We start from the raw sequence: 21,767 nt of genomic DNA, 5'->3' as shown, positions 1-21,767 counted from the left end.
TCGTCAGGCGGGTTGGCGCGTACCGCTGACTGCGCGCCGGCGGGCCTCGGCACGGAACTTGGAGGGCGATGAGCCGACCACGCGGCGGAACGCGGTGCTGAACGCACTCTCCGACTGGTAGCCGGTGGCTCGTGCGAGGTCGGAGATCGACAGTGTGTCGCGAACGAGGGCGTCGCGAGCCAGGCTCATGCGCCAGTTGATGAGGTACTCCAAGGGCGGAACCCCGACGTGCGCCTTGAATGCCTGGGCGAACGCGGAGCGCGACATGTGGCTGATGTCGGCGAGCTCCTGAAGGCTCCAGGAGTGGGCCAGGTCCGAGTGTACGGCGCGCAGGGCGGCCCCGATGCCGTCGTCGTTCAGGGCGCCCAGCCAGCCACGGGCCCAGCCGGCCTGACCGGCGTGAGCGCGCAGCATGTGCACGAGCAGGACCTGCGCGAGGTGGTTCTGCACCAGCGGTCCGCCGGCGGCGACCATCCCCACCTCGGTGGCCAGGTGCTCGATCAGCTGCGCGAGCCGCGCTCCATGAGGATCGCCCGCCCGGACGATCACGAGCGTCGGGAGGAGATTGGTCAGCAGGGCCGCGTTCTCCTCGTCGAACCCGATGTGTCCGGCGCAGAGGTAGAGATCGTCCTCGGACTCCGGACCGATCCGGACGAACCCGTCCTCGGCGCCCGCCCACACCGCCTCCGCCTCCTCTGGTCGCCGGCCGGCGTCGGGCGAGCTCGCCAGGACGTACGGTGGCGGGTTGCCCAGCATGAAGGTGTCACCTTCCTGCAGGAGCACCGGCTCGCGCCCGTCGAGGATCAGCCAGCACTCGCCGCGTACGAGGCCGCCGATCCGCACGTGCAGGAACGCGTCGAAGCTCAACGCCCACTCACCGACGGCCCGAAGGCTGGGGCCGATCACCGTGTGGGGCCTGAGCAGTCCGATCGCGTCAGCCACGGGATCCCGAAAGCCGATCATCGAGGGCGCCTCCTGGACGATCGATAAAGAATGGCGGACTCTGAATTATGGATATTACTCCGAAGCGGACGCAGTATCGATCTCGTAGGTAGATCACCTGCACACGAATCGAGAGAGAAGCGATGGAGAAGAGCCACATCGGACAGTTGGACGGCAAGACCGCGGTGGTCACCGGCGGCAGCAGCGGAATCGGTCTCGCCACCGCACTGCGGCTGGCGGACGAAGGAGCGTACGTCTTCGTCACCGGGCGGCGAGAGGCAGAGCTGGAGGCGGCCGTCACGGCCATCGGACCGGAGCGGGCGACGGGCGTGACCGGCGACATCTCCGAGCTGGCCGACCTCGACCGGCTCTACGACGCGGTCCGAGCCCGCGGGAGAGGTCTGGACGTGCTCGTGGCGAACGCGGCGGTCGGCACGTTCGTGACGTTGGAGGAGACCACCGAGGAGCACTTCGACCAGATCTTCGGGATCAACACCCGTGGCACCCTGTTCACGGTCCAGAAGGCGCTCCCACTGCTCAACGACGGCGCCTCGGTCATCCTGATCGGCTCCACGGCGGCCGACCGTGGCATGGAGGCGTTCGGTGCGTACGCAGCGTCGAAAGCGGCACTGCGCTCGTTCGCCCGGACCTGGTCCGCCGAGCTCAAGCACCGCGGCATCCGCGTCAACGTGGTCTCGCCGGCGTGGATCGAGACCCCTGGCGGCACCGCGGCCTTCGGCGACGAGGAGACCGCCCGGGCCATCAAGGAGCACGTCGAAGCGACCGTGGCCAAGGGCCGCATGGGACGGCCCGAGGAGGCTGCCGCCGTGGTGGCGTTCCTGGCCTCGGAGCAGAGCAGCTATGTCGTCGGCTCGAACCTCTATGTCGACGGCGGAGCGAACCAGATCTGAGAGGGTCACGAATCCTTCCGCCGACGACGCCCTGGACGTGGTCGCCACGGCTGACCCGTAGGTCAGAGCTGTTCGGGTGGAGCCATCCGGTAGACGAACTCGCCGAGGCCGGACTGCGAGATCGCGAAGATCGCACCCGCGAGGCCCTCCTGGGTGGCGGCCATGCTCAGGTCGCCGAGACGGACCGCCTCGTATCCGGCATCGTGGCTCAGCTGACCGACGACGCTCTCGGCCTGGTCGTCGCCGGACCACAGGTTGCTCGGTCGTACGCGGGCGTCGGCGACCCGGCCGAACAGCGAGGCGAAATTGGTGCTGAACACCTTGGCCGTGGCCCCGCCGGTGACCGACTTGACGTACTCGGCGTTGGAGGCGAACCCGGCCGGCGGGCGGGCACCGCCGTAGAGGTTGGTGGCGTCGAGCACGGTCTTGCCCTCGAGCCCGGCAACCGACGACAGCGCTGCCTCCACCGCGGCTCCCGGTACGGCGAGCAGAACCGCTTCGGAGCCGCCGGCGTCGCCACCGGCCCGCCCGAGCCTGTTCACGTCGTGGCCGGCGCGCTCCCACAGATCCGCCAGTCCACCGCCGATGTTGCCGCGGCCGATCACGGTGATCTTCATGCCGACCACGTCCGAACCTCGCCGTACGCCGGCGCGATGCCGGAAATCCTGTGACTCATGATTCCTCTCCTGAATGCTCGAGAACGAGAAGTGCGCCGGAGGGGCAGCGCCCGATCACGTCTCGCAAGATCTGAGCGGTCCCCTCCGAATCGGCGCGGGCCGGGTCGATCCACGGCCGCGCGGCGGTGTCGAAGACGGTGGGCATCCCACGTACGCACTCGGCCGCGTGCTGGCACACATCCCCGTCGAAGGAGACGTCGACCACTGGCCCGGTGTAGGTCTTGCGTGCCATGGTCAGTCCTTCGCCGTCGACGCGGGCACACGCTTCACGAGCGGGACGTACTCGCGGTGGTTCGCGATCCAGCCCTTGATGAACGGGCACAGCGGCATCACCTTGCGCTGGCTGCCGTCGCGGACGTCGTCGAGCGCGAACCTCGCGATCGCGGAGCCGACGCCCTTCCCCTCGTACGCAGGGTCGACCTCGGTGTGGGTGAACACGATCAGGTCGGTGGCGAGGATGTACTCCGCGAACCCCACCACGGATCCATCCACCCGCGCCTCGTAGCGCAGGCGCTCAGGCGCATGTACGACCTCGAGGTCGATGTCTGTCATCTCGTGTCCTTGCTCGAAGTCTCGGATCGGTGTCGGTCAGCGCGCCGACGTGCCAGCACCCGCAACGCTACTATCTATTTGTTTGCACGCACAAGTAGATTAGCTGCAGACTCCCTTCCATCGTTAGGACCACGCATGCAGTTCGGGATCTTCAGCGTCGGGGACGTCACCCGCGACCCGACCACCGGCTACACCCAGAGCGAGGCCGAGCGCATCCGCAACCTCGTCCGCATCGCGCAGCGAGCTGACGAGGTGGGCCTGGACGTCTTCGCCATCGGCGAGCACCACAACCCGCCGTTCATCCCCTCCTCGCCCACGACCCTGCTCGGTCACATCGCGGCACTCACGGAGCGGATCATCCTCAGCACGTCGGTGACACTGATGACGACCAACGACCCCGTCAAGGTCGCCGAGGACTACGCGATGCTCCAGCACCTCGCAGGCGGCCGGCTCGACGTGATGCTCGGGCGGGGCAACACCGTCCCGGTCTATCCCTGGTTCGGGAAGGACATCCGCCAGGGCGTTGCCCTGGCGCTGGAGAACTACAACCTCCTCCACCGGCTCTGGCGTGAGGACGTCGTGGACTGGGAGGGCAAGTTCAGGACCGCGCTGCAGGGGTTCACCGCGACGCCGCGACCTCTCGACGACGTCCCGCCGTTCGTCTGGCACGGCTCGATCCGGACTCCGGAGATCGCCGAGCAGGCGGCGTACTACGGCAACGGCTTCTTCGCCAACCACATCCTCGCTCCCAATCTCGCCTTCAAACCGCTCGTCGACCTCTACCGCCAGCGCTTCGAGCACTACGGCCACGGCACCGCGGCGCAGGCGATCGTCGGCCTCGGCGGCCAGGCCTTCATCGCCCGCCGGTCGCAGGACGCGGTCGAGAGGTTCCGTCCGTACTTCGAGGCCTTCCCCATCTTCCGCGGAGCGAGGCTGGAGGACTGGATGACGGGTACGCCGCTGACGGTCGGCAGCCCCCAGGAGGTCATCGACAAGACCCTGACGTTCCAGGAGGGCTTCGGCGACTATCAGCGCCAACTCTTCTCCGTCGACGGCCTCGGCCTCCCGGTCGAGGTCGCACTGGAGCAGGTCGAGATCCTCGGCACCGAGGTGGTCCCGGTCCTGCGCAAGGAGATGGCGGCGCGCCGCGCACCCGGCGTCCCCGAGGCACCGACCCATGCCTCGTTGGTCGCCGCCAAGTACGGCGACGGCGAACCCCGCCAGCCCCGGCCGAACCCGAATCGTGGCGACAACCTGTCCGGCCCCTCCCCCTACCACGACAGCGACCCGAACATCGCAGCACAGTTCCCGGCGGCCCTGTGATGAGCGAGGTGACCATCGCGGTCCTCACCGCCGGTGTCAGCGACCCGTCCTCCACCCGGCTCCTCGCCGACCGAGCAGCCCAACGCACGGCCGACGCCCTGAGCGCGTACGACCTGCGGGCGACGTTCCGTTCGATCGATCTGTCGACGATCGCGGTCGACGTCGCCCAGGCGCTGGTCTCAGGCATGCCGAGCCGACAGGTCAGCGCCGCCATCGAGAACCTCGCCGACGCCGACGCGATCATCGCGAGCACCCCGGTCTACAAGGCGGGGATCAGCGGACTGTTCAAGTCCTTCGTGGACCTTCTCGACAACGATCTGCTCATCGCCAAGCCGGTCATCCTGGCCGCCACCGGAGGCACTGACCGGCACGCCATGGTCGTCGACGAGCAGCTCCGACCACTGTTCGCGTTCCTGCGGGCGATCCCGATGCCGACATCCCTGTACGCCGCCCCCGACGACTGGAGCTCACCAGAGCTCGGCGATCGGATCGCCCGAGCCGCCGGCGAGCTGGCCGTCTTCGTACGCAACGGGACCGGCCCGCAGATCGCCGAGCAGAACTGGGGCCGCCATCGACACCAGTTCGGCGGCAACGCCGAGGGCGCACCTCAATCGATCAGCGACGTCGACTTCTCCACCGACCTGATGCGCCTGGCGGCTGGCGGCGACAGGGCACAGGAGACGTGACGACGCTCGTTCGCGAGGATCAGCGGGGCGACCGGCGGCGAACCGGCGGCCCGGCCTCGGCCTGAGCGATCCTCGCGAGCGCGTCAGCGAACGCGGCCAGATCGACGTCCTGGAGATGATCCATCACGTGGCGGCGCACGCTCTCGAGATGCACCGGCCAGGCCTTCTCGAGACACGTCAGCCCGGCCGGGGTCAAGCACGCCAACTGGCCGCGACCGTCCGCCGTCGAACGGACCCGCTCGACCAGACCCGACCGCTCCAACCGCTCTACGACCCGCGTCAGCCCACTGACCGAGATCGATACGTAGTTGGCGAGCTCACTCATGCGCAACGAATGCTCGGGGGCCTCGGACAGGTTCATCAGCACGGTGTACTCGGTGAGGTTCAGGCCCTCCGACTGCATGAGGTCGGCGTCGAGCACCCGCGGAATCACCACGACCGCCCGCCCCAGCGCACGCCAGGCAGTCTCCTCCTCGGGCGACAGCGGAGCCACCTCCCCAGCTGCTGGCCGACCGTCCATACCAACGAGGCTAGCGTGTAGTTGCTTGACGTAATAACGAGAGGCAGCGGAGGGTGCAGACAAGAAGAAGGCCCCTCACCGGGCTTCTCGCCTGGTCAGGGGCCTTTCACTACCTTTCACGTTCTGCGCGCCTGTAGGGATTCGAACCCCAAACCTTCTGTTCAAGATCGCGTAGGCCGATCTCTCGGCCGATCTCGTCCATCTTCGGTTCGGCTCGCAGCGTCTCTGCCTCCGACCAGCAGAAACGTCCGACACTCCGGGTTCCTTCGTCGGTCACACTACCCGACGCCTCGGCCAGATTCGAGGCTTCTCGCAGCGGCTCCGCGAGGCTGATGTGTGGAGTTTTCGTTGAGCAGACCTCGGAGAGGAAGCTCCCGTAGTGTTCCCCCGGCTAGCCCAACAACGCCCTCATCCCTGGCCGATCGAACGTTAGCGCCATGTCCCTAGGAGAGCGATCGCTGTGGTTCTTGCGATCCGGGTCAGCACCAGCATCTAACAGCAGTCGAACCAGTGCCGGATCACCACCTTGAAACGCGAACACCGCCCGCCACAATGGCGTGTTTCCGTATGCATCTATTGGATCGACCGGCGCGCCGGCCTCGAGCAGGAGGCGTGAAACTTCTATCCGCTCTTGCTGACACGCCAGACGGAGCGCCGTGTTGCCCATGTTGTCCGCGCTCGCCAGATCCACCCCATCGGAAATGAGCCTCGCGACAACACTTGCGTCTCCCTCAACAACAGCCTGATGCAATGCGCTGCGCCCCTGCGGATCGCCGCTCTGGTTCGTCATCGTGGCGCTTCGACCCAATCAACCCAACCACGGTCACTGACCCCACGATCACCACTCATGTCACTCTCCTAGAACGGCCGCAGCGTCGATTCCCATGCTGATGATGTCCTCTCGCACTTTTGTCACGAACGCATTCACGCCGTCGGCGATCACTTCCCACGGGACCGCAGAACTTCGAACATCAGGCGTATACACCGACCATGTGACCCAACCGCCGTCGGTGCCGCTCACGCTGATCGCACCTCTCTCAGCCAGCGACATGGACTCGAATGAGAAGTCCTCGCCGTCCGCGCGCCGAATCCAGAGGCTCAGGCTCCGTGCAAGCTCGACGATCGGGAAGCCCGGCTCTTGGTACACGACTTCGGTGCCGACGTGAACGGACAAGTCCCCCCGCGAAACCGACCAAGTAGTCCGCGACGGTGTCACCGCCTCTGTCGTCGGCGTTCAGACGCCCGTAGTTGAATCTCATCGTCATCACCTCACGTTGAACGGGAAGATGTATCTGCCGCCGCACTGGTCGCCTGCCGGTACAGACGCTGGTCACCGTCTCAGGCGAGGTCGTGGGTTCGAACGAAGTCGGTCCAACTCCGGCTGGCATGGTCCCGTTCGAGTTCGTCCCTGATCAACCGTCAAGAGCTGGTGATACCGCGCCAATGCTGATCAGCGAGGATTCGGCCGACAATCCGACTACGACATCACCACACCAAACACGCGACACCACCTCTGCGTCAGCAAACCGCAACTCAGCAGCACCCTGATCCCGGACCAAGACCAGATCCTGCACGTTCTTGACTATCGATCCGTCTTCTGCCCAGCGGGATCTATCCAGCACAACCGTCCGTTCGGCGATTCGCCGCTGTTCCGCGCTCTCGCCGCGCGCAACCGTGACGACTAGCGGCTGCGTGATGATGATCATCTGTATCAGAGCCCCGTTGTCGGGGTCGACCTTCAGTTCGACCTCGCCGCCGTTTGCTCCCGAAACTCTCAGATATAGCGGTTGCCTTGGACCCCGAGGCCACCACGAGATCTTTAGCGGAATCCAAGGATCGCTCTCAACCTCGGCTCCCGTACATTCGACGGTTCCAATGACAGAGATCAGGTCCACGAGATCACCCTCCGTAGAGCGCATGCTTGAGCACCGGCGGCCACCACAGACCAGGTCCTCATCCAGTCAGCACCACATCGAGCTCGCCGCCGTCAACACACGCATCGATGCGGAGTCCATCCGGACTCAAACAAATGCCGACCAGTTCTCCGACCTCGTTCCTCGTCAAGGCGACGTCGGTGAGGACCCGACCGACTGCCGACGCGAGCTGATCAGGGGACGAGTCCACCTCCCACAGGCCGACTTCTTCAGCCAACCGCCGACGTTCAGCATCACTCACGTCACCAAACGGGTCTGTCCACGGCTGAGGCTCTATCGTGAGGACCCAATCACTACCGACGTCGACCGTCGTATAGGTCCCGTCAGACCACCGGAACTCAATCGGTCCTGTGGCGCTGGGCTCATCACCAGCGAACTTGTGGTGGAAGCGACGCACGCCAACGCAGCGGCGACCCGCCTCGATCATGGCGCTCAATGTGGGAACACCTCCGCGTTGCCGAACCAACTGTTGGTCCCACTCTGAGGGAACATGGTGACGAACTCGCCATCGGGCCTCGTGATCAGCAGATCCTCGCCCTGGCGGAAGAAGAAGTAGTTCTCCCCACCGCCTCGACTTGGGTTCCACGCACCACGCCGCACCTCATCGGGGTTCGCGTGAACGTCCTGCATGCGACACGGCGGAACCACGACCGCGACGCCGGACTCGCCGGATCCAGACCGTAATTGGTTGCATGCTTGCCCCACTTCTTACCGAACTGTTCCCTGCAACCGACAGCGGTGGTCGGACTCAATCGCACCCTTTGCGGCAACACCGAACCCAACACGTGGTCATATGTGTAGACCGTCGTCGTGGGAGGAGCCACCGCCATCGTCGACGGAAGAATCATGACCAGCAAGTCGCCGACCATCGCGAGTGCGACCGCAATGAGCGCGCTCACTCGCCAGGAGGACATGCCACTCTCCAGGCCGTCATCGCCCCAGCCGACTTACGATTCGTCGCCAGACCCGAACCGGTCGAGGGTGTCGAGATCGCCCTCGCTGCTGACAACTACGAGCCACCCTCTGTGCACGTCGAGGAAGTAGTGGTGCTCTGGGATTTCAAGGAGTGCTGCCACGATGCGACTCGCTTCTTCGCCACCGAACCGGACTCCGAACGGCGACAGACTGTCACCGACATGCTCGACTCTTGAGCCCCCTTCGATCCGCCGCAACACTTCCTGAGTCGCTCGCGCGAGCAACTCTGTTTCATCGTCAAGGTGGTTGTGGGTGTGTTCCCCTCGCGCTTCGGGCCAGTCGACTCGCGAGCCCTTGACAGGCAGAGATTCCCCGAGCCAGTCGAAGACATCATCTGCTTCGATGCGCTCCAATCCAGCAAGCGGAGCGACTCCGTACACCTCGGTTTCCCAATAGTTCCCAGACATCATCAGCAGCCGAACTGCCCCTGGATCTTGGTCACGGTCTTCGCGCTTCCGTCGAACGTGAAATGAGGGCCCTTCTCCTTGCCGTTCCACACGTTGATATGAGCGCCACTTCGCTCGTCGAACTCCACCCGGAACCCCGTCTTCCCATTGGCCGTCTGCCGCCCGATCGGCTTGCCCTTGATGTCTCCGAATCTACCCAAGGTCGGCTGCTCGGCCCGAAAGCCACGCTCCTCAAGCCATGCCAAAGCGTCCCTCATCGCCTGGTTGTAGTCATCGTTGTGCACGAGCACTGACTCAGCGCCGACGAAGTAGGTGTGCAGGTCATCAACAGTCAGGTTGTAGGCGTCCGCATCGCGACGCGTCTCGAAGTCAACGGCCTTGGTCACCCGGCCCGTGTCACCGTCAGCGGTGAGGACGAACTCACCAACAGCCAGGTCCTCAGCGTCTTCCCACGCCTGATCGGTGACTGACCAGAATGGGTGGTCCTCGGTCGTCACGATCGGGCGGCCGTCGACCTCGAAGTCGTAGAGCGAGTCCTTGTGCACCCAGACCGCCGTGATCCGTCGTGGCCCTTTGACCCCGGTGATCGGATTCTGGGCCATCACCAGGTCGCCGACCTTGAGGTCGTTGAACTTCTTCTTCGATCCATCGCCCATCAACACGAGGGTGTCGGCGCTGAAGGATTTGAACTTACAGGTCTTGCCTACGCCGTCGGCGGCACTCTTGCCCCACTTGTACGTGTCGTAGCCCTTGTCGGCGGCCTTGGCCGGTTTGATGACGACGGCGATAGCTTCGAAGGAACACATGAGGGCCGCAGCAAAAGAGTCCGCGGACTGTTTGCATGCGTTGATCGCGTCGCCGATGACTAGGTTGTAAATCCATCTGTCTGCCTCAGCGTGTACCCCTTCAGGTGGCTTGTTCCACGCCTTGGGGTCCGGCAAGGGTCCGGGCCGCATATCGATCGGATCTTCGGCCGGGGCCGTGCCGCTGGTCTCGATCGGATCCTCGGGCTGCGCCGGCGACGGCGGCGGGCTGTCGAACGGGTTCGCATCGAGCGTCCCGTCCGAAGTCGGTACTGGGGTCCCGTTCGAAGACGCAGAGCAGGTGCCCTCCTTGATACACGCCGCCGCCAGGCCAGTGGGGTCGCTGAAGGTGATCGGGTTCTGGTTCGCATATGAGTACGCATTCAGTGAGGCCGGATCCGCCGGGTCGACCAGCGGATCGGTGGTCACGAACAACCCCAATACCGGGTCGTACGGCCTTGCGCCGACCTGCAACAGGTCTACGCTCTCGTCCCGGGTCGACCCGACGAATCCCTTCTCCCCGGGGAATGTCGCCGTGTCGGGGGCTGTGCCGCGGTCGGCACCGAAGGGGCGCTGCCGGCGCTGCGGCAGGGACTCGTCCTGCGCGGTCGCGTCCGCGGTCTCGGCGTTTCCGAGTGCGTACTCCGGTGTGCCCTGGTCATCGACCGCCCAGGTCGTCACATTAGCCGGGTTCATACCGGTCCGGGTTGCGATCAGCTGGCCTGCGAACGTGTAGTCTCGCCGCGGCGCCACCTCACCGGCCTGCAGGCCGGCCCCAGTGTCCTTGGCGCTGTCGTGGACCAACTCGACACCACCAGGTAGGTAGACCGTTGTGACCGTCCCCGCACCGGGGTTGGTGACCCGGCGTAGCACCCGTGCACCAGCAGTGTCGTAGACCGCGGATTGCACCGATGCGCTCTGGCTGACAGAGTCGACGCCCGCGAGGTGGTGCTCGGCATCCCACTCCAGACGCTGCACGTCACCCGCGACCGGACGGTCCAACAGCTCGCCCGCATCGCTGTAGGCGTAGGTGCCCTCGATCCCCGTCAGTGCCGCGTCCGCAGTCCCGGAGACCGTGTCGACCGCGACCGTCCCCGGCGCATGTGCCGGACCATCAGCCGGGTAGGAGTAGGTCGCCTTGGTGGTGCCCCCAGACGTGGTGTAGGTGTCGGTGAGTCGGTTGTTGGTGGCGTCCTCGAAGGTCCACGCCTGCGCGAACCCGTGCCCCGCTGGCAGGCTCCCGGCGGTCGGAGCAGACGCGCCGCAGGTCTGCGCGGTGCCCGACCAGGCCGCCTTGAGGCGGTTCAGGCCGTCGTACTGGTAGCACTCGGTCTCCTGCCACGACGGATCGGTGGCACCAGTGGCCTGCTTGTCGGTGCGGACGCTGGTCATGTTCCCGGCCAGGTCGTAGGCGTAGGTCTGGAGTTGGTCCAGCTCCGGCCGGGTCTGGCGGTCGACCTGCTGTTCGGTGAGGCGGCCGGAGCCGGGCTGGTAGCGGTAGGACTGCCAGGACATGTACCCGTAGGTGTTTCCCAGCGCGAGCTGGTCGATCTGGCTATAGGCCGAGTAGGCCGTTGCGATCACGTACTGCCCCATCGAACCGCCCATCCGTATCGGACGGCCGAGCTCGTCGTAGTCGTAGACGACCTTCTCCGCTGGCAGCACCGGTGCGGTCGCTCCGGTCGGGGTGATCGGGTAGTAGCTCGTCGCGGCGACTTGGCCATCGAGGCGGTAGGACTGCTTGGTCCGATAGGTGCCGGCGACCTCGCCGGGTACCAGGCCGGTCTTGGCGGCGAGGGTGACGTGGCTGTCTGTGGGCTGCCCCGTCGCGTTGTAGGCGTCGATGGCCTGGGTGTAGAGCGCGGCACCGTCGCGGTAGCGAGTGGTCGAGGTCAGTTGTCCGGTCTGGATCGTGTCGTAGACCCAGTCGGCGAGCTTGGTGCGGGTGCTGTCGTTGGCGACTTCCTCGAGCGCGGTCTGGCGGCCCATCGCGTCGTAGCTGGTTCGCAGTTTGGTGCCGTTGGCGTCCACGGACTCGACCGGGCGGCCGAGGTTGTCGTAGATGGTCGAGGAGTCGCCGGCGTCGGGGTCGCTGGTGGTCAGGCGGTGGCCGAGCTCGTCGTAGGTGTAGGTCCAGGTGTTGTCCTTCTCGTCCTTGACCGTCTTCAGGAGCCCGGTGGGGGTGTAGCCGTAGCGGGTGACGACCTTGGTGGCGTCGGCGGCGTCGCTGTTCGCTCCGCCGTCAGTGTGCTTCCACTGCTGACTGGTGCGCCCGCGGGGGTCTGCCACGACCGTGGTGGCGACGCCACCGGCCGGTGGGTTGGTGTGGGTCAGGTTGGCGTCGTAGGAGTAGCGGGTCACGGGGTCGGCGGTGGTGCCGACCCAGTTCGTGGTCTGCGTCAGCGGCCTGGAGGCGCCGTCGTAGGTGGTGATGATGGACTCTGGGGCTTCGTCGACTGGGTCGACGAAGGTGGTCGTCGGCCCACCGGCGGCGAGGACCTGATTGTCGACCTGGCTGACTCGTCCGGCGGTGTCGTAGTTGGTGGTGGAGACGACTCGACCCTTGGCGACCTTGTTCTTCTCGTCGGTCCAGCGGGTCTCGGTCTGGGTCTGCACCTGGCGCCCGAGGGAGTCGAACAGGGCGGTGCTGGTCACCTGGCCAGGGGCCGTCCCGGCGGTGCCGCCGGTAAGAGTCTTGGTGATGATCGCGTTGGTCTTCGCCCCACCGGCTCCGCGCAGCTGGTAGGTGTAGGCCAGGTCCGGAGTTGAGCTGGCGTTGCCGGGCAGCTTCACGCTGACCAGCCGTCCGAGGCTGTCGTAGTCGGCGGTCGTGGTGCCGCCGGATGGGTCGGTTACGTTGGTCGGGAGCCCCCACTTGGGGTCGTTGATGGTGGTGGTCTGGTGTCGGGCCAGCGGGCCGGCTCCGTCGGGGTCGGGACTGGTGGAGACCACCTTGGTCGGGGTGCGGCCGGTGTCGGGCGTGTAGGTGAGCGAGGTCGCTGCGCCGACGGCGTCGGTGACCGTCTTGACGCGGCCGTTGGCGTCGTACGTGGTCTCTGCGGTGTTCTGCCAGGCGTCATCGACAAGGGCCTTGGTGGTGGTCACCAGGCCCTTGGTGGGTGCCTGGCCGACACTGCCGCCGTCGTAGGCCCACTGGGTGCCCTCGAGCAGGCCCGAGGCTGCAGGCGGCCCGCTGTCGCAGGCGCCTTCGGCCTTGCGGGACTGCGAGGGGTAGCTGCTCAGTCCGTCCACGACGGAGCTGGGATAGGTGGTGTAGAGACACGTCCGGTCGGTCGTGTCAGCGGCCGCGGTGTCGCTGGTCTTGGTGTAGGCGTGGTCATCACGCTTGACCTCGCGACCCAGCGAGTCGTAGTCCATGGTGACCTTGACGTACTGGTCCCCACCACCATCGGCGCTCGCGCGGGGGCTCGTGGTCAGGGTGCTGGTGGTCTGAACCCGTCGCGGGTCACGAACGGCCGTCTGCCCCGCCACCGCGGGAACGACGTCGTAGCTGATGGTCTGCTTGGAGACCACCGTCTCGCCGGCGTAGGTCGTGGTCGAGGTCGGCACACCGGCACGTGCCCTCGCGTCGGGGTCCAGGCCGGTTCCGTCCGAGCCCATGCCTCGGTCGAAGGCCGCGACCGTCTTGGTGCGGGGGTGGCCGGTTGTGTCAGCGCCGGCCTCGCCGACGCGGGTGGTGACCTTCGCGTAGCCCCGCCACTGGTTCCACCGCTTCTTGCGGTCCAGGGCCAGGGGATCATCCGAGCGCGCCCAGGCACCATCAGAGGCGCCGTCGCTGTCTGTGTCGCCGTATGTGTAGCTGGTGAGGACCTGGAGCCCGATGCCGGGAGCTTGGGTGACCGCCGTGACGACGTACTTGTAGAACCAGTGGTTCTCTTCGGGGAAGGTGTCGTAGTGCGCCTCGTCCGGGAAGCAGCGTTGCGTGTTGGTCGAGGGGGTGGGGAAGGCGCCGTCGACCTTGCACGCCGGGGCACTGTACTTGACGCCGAGGACCGACCCGAGCTCATCGATGATGCTCGTGATCCGCGGCCGGTACATCGGCGGGAGGTTGTCGGTGGAAGTGTCGACCCGGTTCTTCATCGGAGTCGACCGGAAGATGACCTTGCCCGCCAACGTGCCGGTGCCCGGTGTTGCCGCTCCAGCACGGTGGGTGATCGAGGACAGCCACAGCGTCACGTTGTCACGCGGGTCCTCCTTCTTCGGGAACACGAACCCGAACGTCCACTCGTCGACCGGGGTGAACCCTTCGTCGGGACCGGTGCCGGTGTAGGTCTGGGTCCGGACGCGAGTGAGCTGCTTGGTGGAGAAGAACGTCGGCGAGTACTGCGTCTGCAGGTCGCAGTCACCGGAGTTGCAGACCATGTCGAAGGGGACGTCTGGCCACTGATTGGCGTTGTTCTCGTTGAGCGTGTTGCCGCTGCCCGCGCTGCAGTCATAGGAGTTGCGGCAGCGCTCGGACACGTCGAACAGGACCCGCGCCGGCGCAGAGCCGGTGTCTCCCGTCTTGGTGCCGTAGGTGACCTTGGTGAGGTAGCCGCCACGGTCATAGCCGGTTGCGACCCCACCACGCTCCTCATCGGCAACGGCGCCGATGTTCTCGTTGGCGCGGTAGCGGTTGGTCTCCTTGGCCCAGTGGTAGTTCACCGTGTTGCCGACCGGGTCGGTGACCTGGGTCAGGTTCCAGCGCCACACCGCGTCCTGACCCGAGGCCCCAAAGGTCGCGGCATGGCCGGGCTCGCCGGAGTGGTTGCCGTAGACCGGGACCCGCAGTGACGAGTTCGTGCCGGTGTCGGCGTCGGTCTGCCCGAAGAGATAGCGAGTGCCGTCGGGCGTGGTGACCTGGAACCGCTCGAACTGGCCGCCCTTGACCCCCAGCCGGGTGATCACAGATCCGTCATCGGTCCGCAGCCGGAAGTCGTCCGCGCCACCGGATGGGTCTTTCACCAGCTCGCCGGCGTGGGCGCTCAGGGAGAGGTTCAGTGCCTCGCCGCGCCAGCACAGGTCGCCGGTGTCGCGGTCCTTGTTATTGGCCGTACCGCCGTCGTCGGCCTGGTCCTCAGCACACGGAGCGTAGGTGCGCTCGATGAACCCTGGCGCCATGTCCCAGCCGAGCCCAACCCAGGAGGCCTGCACGTTGCCCGACCCGACCACGCCATCGACCGAGCCGGAGTCGTAGGTCAGACCCAGGCCCGGCTCCATCCCCGAGGCGACCGGCGGGGTCTGCAACGGGTAGGACCACGTGAAGGACCCGCTGGATCCGCCGCCCGACCACGATGCCGCAGTCCCCAGCGACGTCGCGGTCCAGTCGCCGTCCGCACCGGTCGGGGTGGGTTCCGTCATCAACACCACACCGGCCATCGCCGGTCCGGCCGACGCCTCCTGCGCTCCGGCGGACTTGGCCTCAGTGGACTTCGTCCCGACAGACTCCTCGGCCGCCTCCGGCTCAGACGCGTTAGGTTCAGCGGGAGCCGGCTCGGCTGCCTCGGACACCGCCGCTTCAGGCTCAGTCGTCCCAGGCTCAGTCGTCCCCGGCTCGGTGGTCGCGGGGTCAGTTGCGTCGGCCTCGGGAGACGAACCGGGCTTCTTTGACTGTTGAGGGGCCGCGACAATCGGAGCGGGCTTGCCGAGGAGGTCGCCGGGAAGCGTGGCGATCAGACGGCCCTTGCTGTCACGCCTCGTTTCCAGCCAGGTCGAGACCTGACAGGCCTTGTTCTTGGGAGTGGTTAGAATGCACGCGGGATACGCGACCAGCCGCAGCCGGCTCTCCCAACCCCCGCCGACCGGCGCGCTGCTCTCACCGTACGCGGACACGTCCATCGCGACCTTGACGGGCGCCACCTCCGATTGTGTCGTCGATGAGGCGGCCTCTCCCGACTCCGCCAGTTCCTCTGGCGTGACGCGAACCACCGGGCCCCGGGCTCCGGCTCGATCACGGGCCGCTTCCGCCGGGTCGTCGTCAACGACCTCGACCTCGACCTTTGAGGCCTCTCCGGTGTCCCCGGCCGTGTCACTGTCATCGGCTTCGATCCATACCGGGAGCTCATCAGCCTGGGTCAGCTTCTCGGTTGGCGTCACGGTGGCGGTGCCGGCTGTGGTCTTCTCTGCCGTGGCGGTCTCCATTGCGACCGTTTCCGGAGCAGGGTCCTCCTCTTCGACCGGGACCACGACGTCCCCGGGTGACGCATCGGTCACCGCTCCGGTGGCCTCGGGATCCAGACACGGGGCGTCGAAGGTCGTGGCGCGCTGCGACTGGCCCTCCTCATCTCCGCAGACCACGCCATCGACCACCCGCAACAACGGCGTCGCGATCGGAACCGAGCTGGTCAGCAACCCGGCGAGCAAGATCACCGCCAGGGACAGTGCGACCCCAACCCGGAACCCCAGCCGGACAACGCCGCCACGGCCGGCAACGAGTGCGGCCGAGATGGCTACATGACGCGCGAACTGGCGCATGCGGATGTTGGGAAGGCGGAGCTTCAAGGCAGTGGTCCTCGTCCTAGGCTCTGATTCGGAGATGACACCCGAGACTTGCTCAACGGGGTGCGCATCGGAGCGCTCAGTGGGGTGGTCGGGGTTCGTGGTCATGGCGTTTTCCGGACCTCGTGCGCCACCAGATAGGCGCCAGTCGGGTCCAGCGGACCCGAGTAGACCCGGACCTCGTCGATAACGCCCTTGAAGTAAGAGTCCGGGGTCGACCCAGCACCGGCACCGACCCAGACCGGCATCAAAGTCTCGGTAGAGGGCTGATCGATCGTCGGCACGTCGCCGGTCGCCGCCTGCACCGCGACCGGAGCCGCTGCTTCGATACCGTCGATGTAGAGCCGCAGCTGGGAGGGGACCTTCTCATAGACCCCGATCAGGTGCACCCACTTGCCGGCGTATCGCCCGATCGACCCGGTCGGGCCGGTCACGCTCACCCAACTGTTGCTGGAGGCGCTCCCGGTCCTCACCGCAAAGTTCCAGCGCTGGTACCTATATTCCAGTGCAACCTTCTTCGCCGAGGTGTCCGACAGACCGAGCGACGCCACTGTGAAGGCGCCCGTGTCAGCTGCGGCAGGGTCGAGCTTGACCCACGCGGAGATTGCGAACCCTTTGTCCGGGTTGGTGACGTTTGCGTTCTCACCGCTCGTCTTCGCATACTGCGAGGACCCGTTCAACGACAGTGCCTTGTCATTGGCCGCCCACACCGTCGCCCCAGACCCGACAGGGTCATAGTCGCGGTCGTGGCCGTTCACCCAGGTTGGTGCTCCTGACAGGGCAAGGGTCGTGGGCTGTTGCACCGTGGGCGCTTGGTCCGCGCCGTTGCCATCGAGATGCCACTGATGCGAGGTCGAAGCGCCCATCACCTTGAACTTCAACTGCTTCGCAGTCGACACGTTGCCCGCGACGTCTGCAGCAGTGGCGGTGATCCAATCCGGGCCCATGTGTCCAGTCCGCGTGACACTCACCTTCTCGCTCAGAGGCGATGCCTCCTTCGAACTCGGCGTAGCCGAGGTGAGGAACCCGTAGCGGTAGTACCGCACGTCAGATGACGGCGAGTCCATCGAGATCGTGACACCCTGCCCGTACGAGCCCACCTTGGGCGCCTCGACCACCGGCGGATCGGGCTTGACGTTATCGATCACCATCGTCAACCACGACGAAGCCGGCCCCTGGAATCCATACGAATCGATCCCGTAGACCCACCAGGAATAGGTGCCGTCAGGCAAGTTCTCGGTCAGTGTGATTCCCGACTTGGTCCCAGAAGGATGGAACGCGTTCCGGCGGTCCACGACGATCGATCCCGCGGAGTTCCTCACTACGAACCTCTGTTGAACCTGATTCCCGTCAGGGTCCGTCGTCACCGCCAGCAGCACCGGCTGCCGTACCCGCACGTAGTACTTGTCGTTGTACAGGACCGCGTCATCGGTGGAGGTGTTCCCCGTGAACCGCCCGGCCGGGACGTTCGGTGCCCGGTTGTAGGTCACCAGCAGCTTCGGGTACGCGCCATCAGAGGCACCGTAGTGACGCCAGGAGTACTTGTTGGTCTCGTCCTTGGCGAACATGCCCAGCCGCATCCGGTCATAGCCATTGCTCAGGTCCGAGACCAGACCCTTCTTGACGTCCCACTCGTTCTCGTAGTTCGTCGAGCAGTAGTCCTCATGACCGCGAGCCTTGTAGTTGGTCGACTGGTAGCCGACCTTCCCCGGACCGGGCCACCGCGTCCCAGAGTCGAACGCCTCCACCGTCCAGACCTCGATCCCGGCACCCGTGGTGTTGCACTCGTGCTCAGGAGAGTGGAACTGCATGTGCAGGAAGGTCGCTTCCTGGATCTCGGTTCCCTGCAGGCTCTCGATGTCGAACTTGTAGAACGATCGCGCTCGCTTCGGCGCTGAGGACCATCCGTCGTACCCGGCGCGGCCCAGCGCCACGTCCCCATACCAGTGCTCGCCAGTTGACCAGTACATCCCCCACTCGGCGCCCAGGTCTGCGCGCGTCAGGTTGGGGTCGAGAACGGTAGGGAACTGGGTCTCCTCCGCCAACAACATCGACTTGTCCGAGCGCACATGCAGCTCAGCAGCGGTTTGGCCGCTGTCCGCTTTGCCCTCCGTCACGGCCTGCTGCGACTCCGTCGTGGTCGACTCAGGCTCGAGCGTCATGGTCATCGCGGCAGACCGTGCACCGTCGGGACGCTCCACCAGACGCCGGATCTCCTCCGCGGTAGGCGGGTCCGTTGCATCAGAGGCCTGACCGGGCTCGGAGGCCGAGCTCTTCGCCGCCGATCCAGAGGGCTCGGCCATATCCCCGGCATCCCATTGCTCTGGATGACGAGAGGCGAAGACGACCTCGCCGGTGCCGTTGGTCGCCTCCAGACCACCCTCCCCGTCATCGGCGATGTCAACACCGGATGCGGTGAGGTCGAAGTGGAAGTCGGCCACCTGCGGCAACTCAGCCGCAGCGCGGTCGTGCAGCACCAGGTATGTCTGGAATCCAGCAACACTCGCGCCGACCACCAGATCGACCTGACCACCCCACACGCCGGCAAACGTCGCCAGATTCCCGTCCACCCTCGGCGCCGTAAGATCCCCATACTCGGCAGGCCAGAACAGCGCGATCTGCTCACCGCTAGGACCCGCAAGCTCCGCGAGCGGACCCGTCCCATCGGCGGTGATCGTGAACTCGGCCGGAGCCGTCACCGGCGCCAGCCGACCAGCACCATCCGGCGCGAGAGACGCATCGACCTCATGCCACCCATCACTCTCATGAACCCTCACCGGACCCGGGCTGATCTCGGCAACCAGCCCCTTCTCCGGCACCGCACGCACAATCTGAGTGGGCGTGGTCAACGTGTCCACGACCGTCGGCTCACCGGTCTCCTGGGCCTGCGCAACCGCCTCGGCCTCGGTCAACAACCGCTCCGGAGGCGCGGGCGGCACGATCGTCGACAGACCCGCGGCCGGGATAACCACCGGCGGCAACACGCAGATCCCAGCCGTCATCAACAGTGCGAACGTGAGCGGCAGCACGACATCGCAAGCGCGGCGAACCTTCAACGTGGACTCCTCCCGAGCCGAGCGTGACAACACTTCTCTGATTGCTGCCGTCGGCTCCGAGGGCACGAGGGACACGCACCGTGACCATCGCATCGCGCCGAGTACTACGACGGGTGAGTTAATCCGACGTTCCGACACCGTGGACCTTTTGTTACCCATACCCGCAGGGGCATAGTTACCCCGACCTACAACTAGCCACCCGACCTGACTACCGAGTGAGAGCTCGCCGGGTGAGGGATTAACGCTGCCCTCGTGGCCGAAGACGGCCACACCGGCCCTGCGCTCGTGCTCATGGTTGGGTGCGCTCGTTTCGATGTCCGCCTCGACGGCTTGCAGGGGTTCGGGTCAGGCATGCCCTCCGACAGGCGGATCCTCCGCGAGCGGCAATACCCAGACTCGGAGGCCGAGATCGCTGCTGAAGCCGGTGGCGATGGGCCGGGGGTCGGATGTCGCGCTCGCGGCGCACGTTGAAGTCGCGGATGGCGGGTCTACGCCCACGTCATCCCCGGCGGGGAGCCGACGTTGCTGACCCATTCACCGGCTCCCGTAGGACGATGACGCCCCTGAAAGCAGCCCCGAGGACGACGCCGACGACGACTCAGCAGAGGGCTGCTAACGTGCTAGTGAAAGCAAGCACCCTCAACTCCGGGCTCTTTGCCGACATGAAGAAGGCCCCTAACCGGGGCGGCGTAATGCCTGGTCAGGGGCCGATCTCTCAAGTTGTCATGCTCTGCGCGCCTGTAGGGATTCGAACCCCAAACCTTCTGATCCGTAGTCAGATGCTCTATCCGTTGAGCTACAGGCGCAGTGTTACCGAAGCAACGTGTAGAACATTAGCGGAAGATGGTCCGTGACCAGAAATCGCCACGTGTGAGAAGATCTGGCGCTAGCCACAGCATCGGGGAGGTGGAGCGTGAGCAAGCGTCAACCCACGCCATCAGGCGAGGAGAGGAACGTGACCGACGAGGGACGCACGCCCAGGACGCGTGCACTGCTCGAGGCGAAGGGCATCGAGCTCTTCGAGCTCATCGCAGACAGAGGCGGGATCCCAGCTGGTGATGCGCGAATCACCCAAGGTGGTGAGTTCGCCGACGCGCTGGCCACGTTGGCTGAGCTCGGCCTCGTTCGCAAGTCCGGCGATGACGAGTCCAGCTGGGTGCCCGTCGACCCGGCAACCGTGCAGGCCCAGATCGTCGCTCCTATGACCCAGGAGGGCATTCGCCTGCTCCAGGAGTCTGCCGAATGGGCGAACAACTTCACGGCCCTGCGAAACGCTTGGCGACGGTCGGCCCCTGACGACGAACGGGGCCCGTTCACCTACGTTCATCGCCCGGCAATCCAGCCGTTCGTCGACTCGCTCGCTTCCGAATGTGAGTTCGAGGCGCTCACCGCTCAACCTCAGAACAGGAGGGCCGGCGGGGACGCTCTTGCGGAAACGATCGCCAAAGAGCAAGCGATGATCAAACGCGGGGTCACCATGCGAACGCTCTACCAGCACGCGGCAAGACGCAGCAGCGAGACGCGGGAGTACGTCTCCGCGATCGCGGCGGCGGGCGGCGAGGTCCGCACGCTCGACGAGTTCTTCAACCGCATGCTGATCTTTGACCGCCGGATCGCCGTCATTCCCAGCCCGGACGGCGTCGATGTGGCGGTCGCCGTTCGCGAACCGTCCGTCGTCGCGTACCTGGTCGATGTCTTCGAGCGAGCCTGGGAACGAGGGCGCCCCTTTGGCAATGGCGACCCCTCCACACTGAAGGACATCGCGAGCGAGCAGCGATCGATGACCCTCAGGATGTTGATCGAGGGCCACTCAGACCCAGCTGCGTCCAAGCGGCTGGGCGTCAGCCCCAGGACGTACGCCGGCTACGTCGCCGACCTCAAAGAAGAGTACGGCGTCGATACACGCTTCCAACTCGGCTACGAGATCGGGCGAAGCGGGTCGAGCGCGCTCGACGACTGATCAAGGTCGCTGCGATCAGCCCCAGGAGATGTCCTTCGCCTGAGCAGTCGAGGCCGTCGGGTCAGTCAGGCCCCAGGAGATGTCCACCGACTGGACCGTCTGCTTCGGCTCAGCACCGAATCCCCAGGAGATGTCCGCCTGGGTCGCGCCAACGGGGAGGAGTGTGACCGCAAGCGTCGCCGCCGAGGCCAGCGCGAGAGCCGCAGCAGTGCGTACGAACTTCATGTTCTTCCCTTCCTGGTCTCGAGGCCGATTCTGGTGCCGAGAGGCCTACGGGATGATTATTGTGCAGGCCGGTGACTTTCGGGTAACCCAAGTTCCGGCGTACGGACTTTTGCAATGCTCAAAACTGCAGGTCAGAAAGAAGTTTGACCCCCTCGAGAAGGGGGTCAAACTCGATCAAACCAGCGGAGGCGGAGGGATTTGAACCCTCGATGGGGTTTAAGCCCCAAACTCGATTAGCAGTCGAGCGCCATAGACCGGACTAGGCGACGCCTCCATACTGCGCGAACAGGCTACAAGA

General features: G+C 65.8%; 17 protein-coding genes and 2 tRNA genes. 4 read left to right on the top strand and 15 right to left on the bottom strand.

All coding sequences use genetic code 11. The annotated features are described in order from the left end of the window. Window positions 1-3: 3 nt before the first annotated feature. Window positions 4-942: an AraC family transcriptional regulator gene (locus tag HD557_RS27620; protein ID WP_307785726.1), complete on the bottom strand. Its 939-nt coding sequence runs from the start codon at window positions 940-942 to the stop codon at window positions 4-6. A 158-nt stretch (window positions 943-1,100) separates the two neighbouring features. On the opposite strand from HD557_RS27620, the gene HD557_RS27615 reads away from it, so the two are divergent. Then, window positions 1,101-1,853, top strand: coding sequence for an SDR family NAD(P)-dependent oxidoreductase (locus HD557_RS27615; protein ID WP_040754820.1), 753 nt, complete (start codon window positions 1,101-1,103; stop codon window positions 1,851-1,853). Window positions 1,854-1,915: 62 nt separating this feature from the next. Here HD557_RS27615 and HD557_RS27610 read toward each other — a convergent pair whose 3' ends face one another. The 3 genes from HD557_RS27610 to HD557_RS27600 are packed head-to-tail and all read right to left on the bottom strand — an operon-like array spanning window position 1,916 to window position 3,082. After that, window positions 1,916-2,470, bottom strand: a complete 555-nt coding sequence (locus HD557_RS27610) for a hypothetical protein (RefSeq protein WP_196876204.1) — start codon at window positions 2,468-2,470, stop codon at window positions 1,916-1,918. Between the two features lie 55 nt (window positions 2,471-2,525). Further along, complete coding sequence (locus HD557_RS27605) at window positions 2,526-2,762, bottom strand: (4Fe-4S)-binding protein (RefSeq protein ID WP_008355218.1); 237 nt, start codon at window positions 2,760-2,762, stop codon at window positions 2,526-2,528. Window positions 2,763-2,764: 2 nt separating this feature from the next. Further along, the gene (locus HD557_RS27600) at window positions 2,765-3,082 is read right to left on the bottom strand and encodes a GNAT family N-acetyltransferase (protein ID WP_008355219.1); all 318 of its coding nucleotides are present in this window, start codon (window positions 3,080-3,082) and stop codon (window positions 2,765-2,767) included. Window positions 3,083-3,217: 135 nt separating this feature from the next. Here HD557_RS27600 and HD557_RS27595 point away from each other — a divergent pair, with 135 nt between their 5' ends. Together HD557_RS27595 and HD557_RS27590 are read left to right on the top strand one after the other, a co-directional pair. Beyond that, window positions 3,218-4,405 (top strand): CE1758 family FMN-dependent luciferase-like monooxygenase, encoded by a 1,188-nt coding sequence (locus HD557_RS27595; RefSeq protein WP_196876203.1) that lies wholly within the window; start codon window positions 3,218-3,220, stop codon window positions 4,403-4,405. Further along, window positions 4,405-5,091 (top strand): CE1759 family FMN reductase, encoded by a 687-nt coding sequence (locus HD557_RS27590; protein WP_231380485.1) that lies wholly within the window; start codon window positions 4,405-4,407, stop codon window positions 5,089-5,091. Before HD557_RS27595 ends, HD557_RS27590 begins: the two co-directional genes overlap by 1 nt. A gap of 19 nt (window positions 5,092-5,110) precedes the next feature. Here the strand turns inward: HD557_RS27590 and HD557_RS27585 are convergent, their stop codons facing one another. From HD557_RS27585 to HD557_RS27545, 9 genes are all read right to left on the bottom strand, one after another. Beyond that, window positions 5,111-5,584 (bottom strand): MarR family winged helix-turn-helix transcriptional regulator, encoded by a 474-nt coding sequence (locus HD557_RS27585; protein WP_008355225.1) that lies wholly within the window; start codon window positions 5,582-5,584, stop codon window positions 5,111-5,113. Window positions 5,585-6,002: 418 nt separating this feature from the next. Then, on the bottom strand, window positions 6,003-6,401 hold the full coding sequence (locus HD557_RS27580; RefSeq protein WP_196876202.1) for an ankyrin repeat domain-containing protein: 399 nt from the start codon (window positions 6,399-6,401) through the stop codon (window positions 6,003-6,005). Between the two features lie 60 nt (window positions 6,402-6,461). Continuing rightward, window positions 6,462-6,785: a DUF7878 domain-containing protein gene (locus HD557_RS27575; protein WP_196876201.1), complete on the bottom strand. Its 324-nt coding sequence runs from the start codon at window positions 6,783-6,785 to the stop codon at window positions 6,462-6,464. Between the two features lie 238 nt (window positions 6,786-7,023). Next, window positions 7,024-7,506: a hypothetical protein gene (locus HD557_RS27570; protein ID WP_196876200.1), complete on the bottom strand. Its 483-nt coding sequence runs from the start codon at window positions 7,504-7,506 to the stop codon at window positions 7,024-7,026. A gap of 58 nt (window positions 7,507-7,564) precedes the next feature. After that, the gene (locus HD557_RS27565; RefSeq protein ID WP_196876199.1) at window positions 7,565-7,981 is read right to left on the bottom strand and encodes a hypothetical protein; all 417 of its coding nucleotides are present in this window, start codon (window positions 7,979-7,981) and stop codon (window positions 7,565-7,567) included. Window positions 7,982-8,492: 511 nt separating this feature from the next. Then, the gene (locus tag HD557_RS27560) at window positions 8,493-8,873 is read right to left on the bottom strand and encodes a hypothetical protein (RefSeq protein ID WP_196876198.1); all 381 of its coding nucleotides are present in this window, start codon (window positions 8,871-8,873) and stop codon (window positions 8,493-8,495) included. 56 nt (window positions 8,874-8,929) lie between these two features. After that, a complete protein-coding gene (locus tag HD557_RS27555) occupies window positions 8,930-15,091 on the bottom strand; it encodes a polymorphic toxin-type HINT domain-containing protein (RefSeq protein ID WP_196876197.1) in 6,162 nt (2,053 codons plus the stop codon). A gap of 1,241 nt (window positions 15,092-16,332) precedes the next feature. Next, entirely contained in the window at window positions 16,333-19,284 is a 2,952-nt protein-coding gene (locus HD557_RS27550; RefSeq protein ID WP_196876196.1) for a LamG-like jellyroll fold domain-containing protein, read from the bottom strand. 733 nt (window positions 19,285-20,017) lie between these two features. Then, a tRNA-Arg gene (locus tag HD557_RS27545) sits at window positions 20,018-20,090 on the bottom strand. A 149-nt stretch (window positions 20,091-20,239) separates the two neighbouring features. On the opposite strand from HD557_RS27545, the gene HD557_RS27540 reads away from it, so the two are divergent. Next, the gene (locus tag HD557_RS27540) at window positions 20,240-21,244 is read left to right on the top strand and encodes a LuxR family transcriptional regulator (protein ID WP_196876195.1); all 1,005 of its coding nucleotides are present in this window, start codon (window positions 20,240-20,242) and stop codon (window positions 21,242-21,244) included. 15 nt (window positions 21,245-21,259) lie between these two features. Here the strand turns inward: HD557_RS27540 and HD557_RS27535 are convergent, their stop codons facing one another. Both HD557_RS27535 and HD557_RS27530 read right to left on the bottom strand, forming a co-directional pair. Beyond that, on the bottom strand, window positions 21,260-21,469 hold the full coding sequence (locus HD557_RS27535; protein WP_196876194.1) for a hypothetical protein: 210 nt from the start codon (window positions 21,467-21,469) through the stop codon (window positions 21,260-21,262). A 183-nt stretch (window positions 21,470-21,652) separates the two neighbouring features. Then, window positions 21,653-21,743, bottom strand: a tRNA-Ser gene (locus HD557_RS27530). Window positions 21,744-21,767 lie beyond the last annotated feature (24 nt).

The sequence above is a fragment of the Nocardioides luteus genome (assembly GCF_015752315.1).
Classification (GTDB): domain Bacteria; phylum Actinomycetota; class Actinomycetes; order Propionibacteriales; family Nocardioidaceae; genus Nocardioides.
This window is presented reverse-complemented; position numbering and strand designations above follow the sequence as displayed.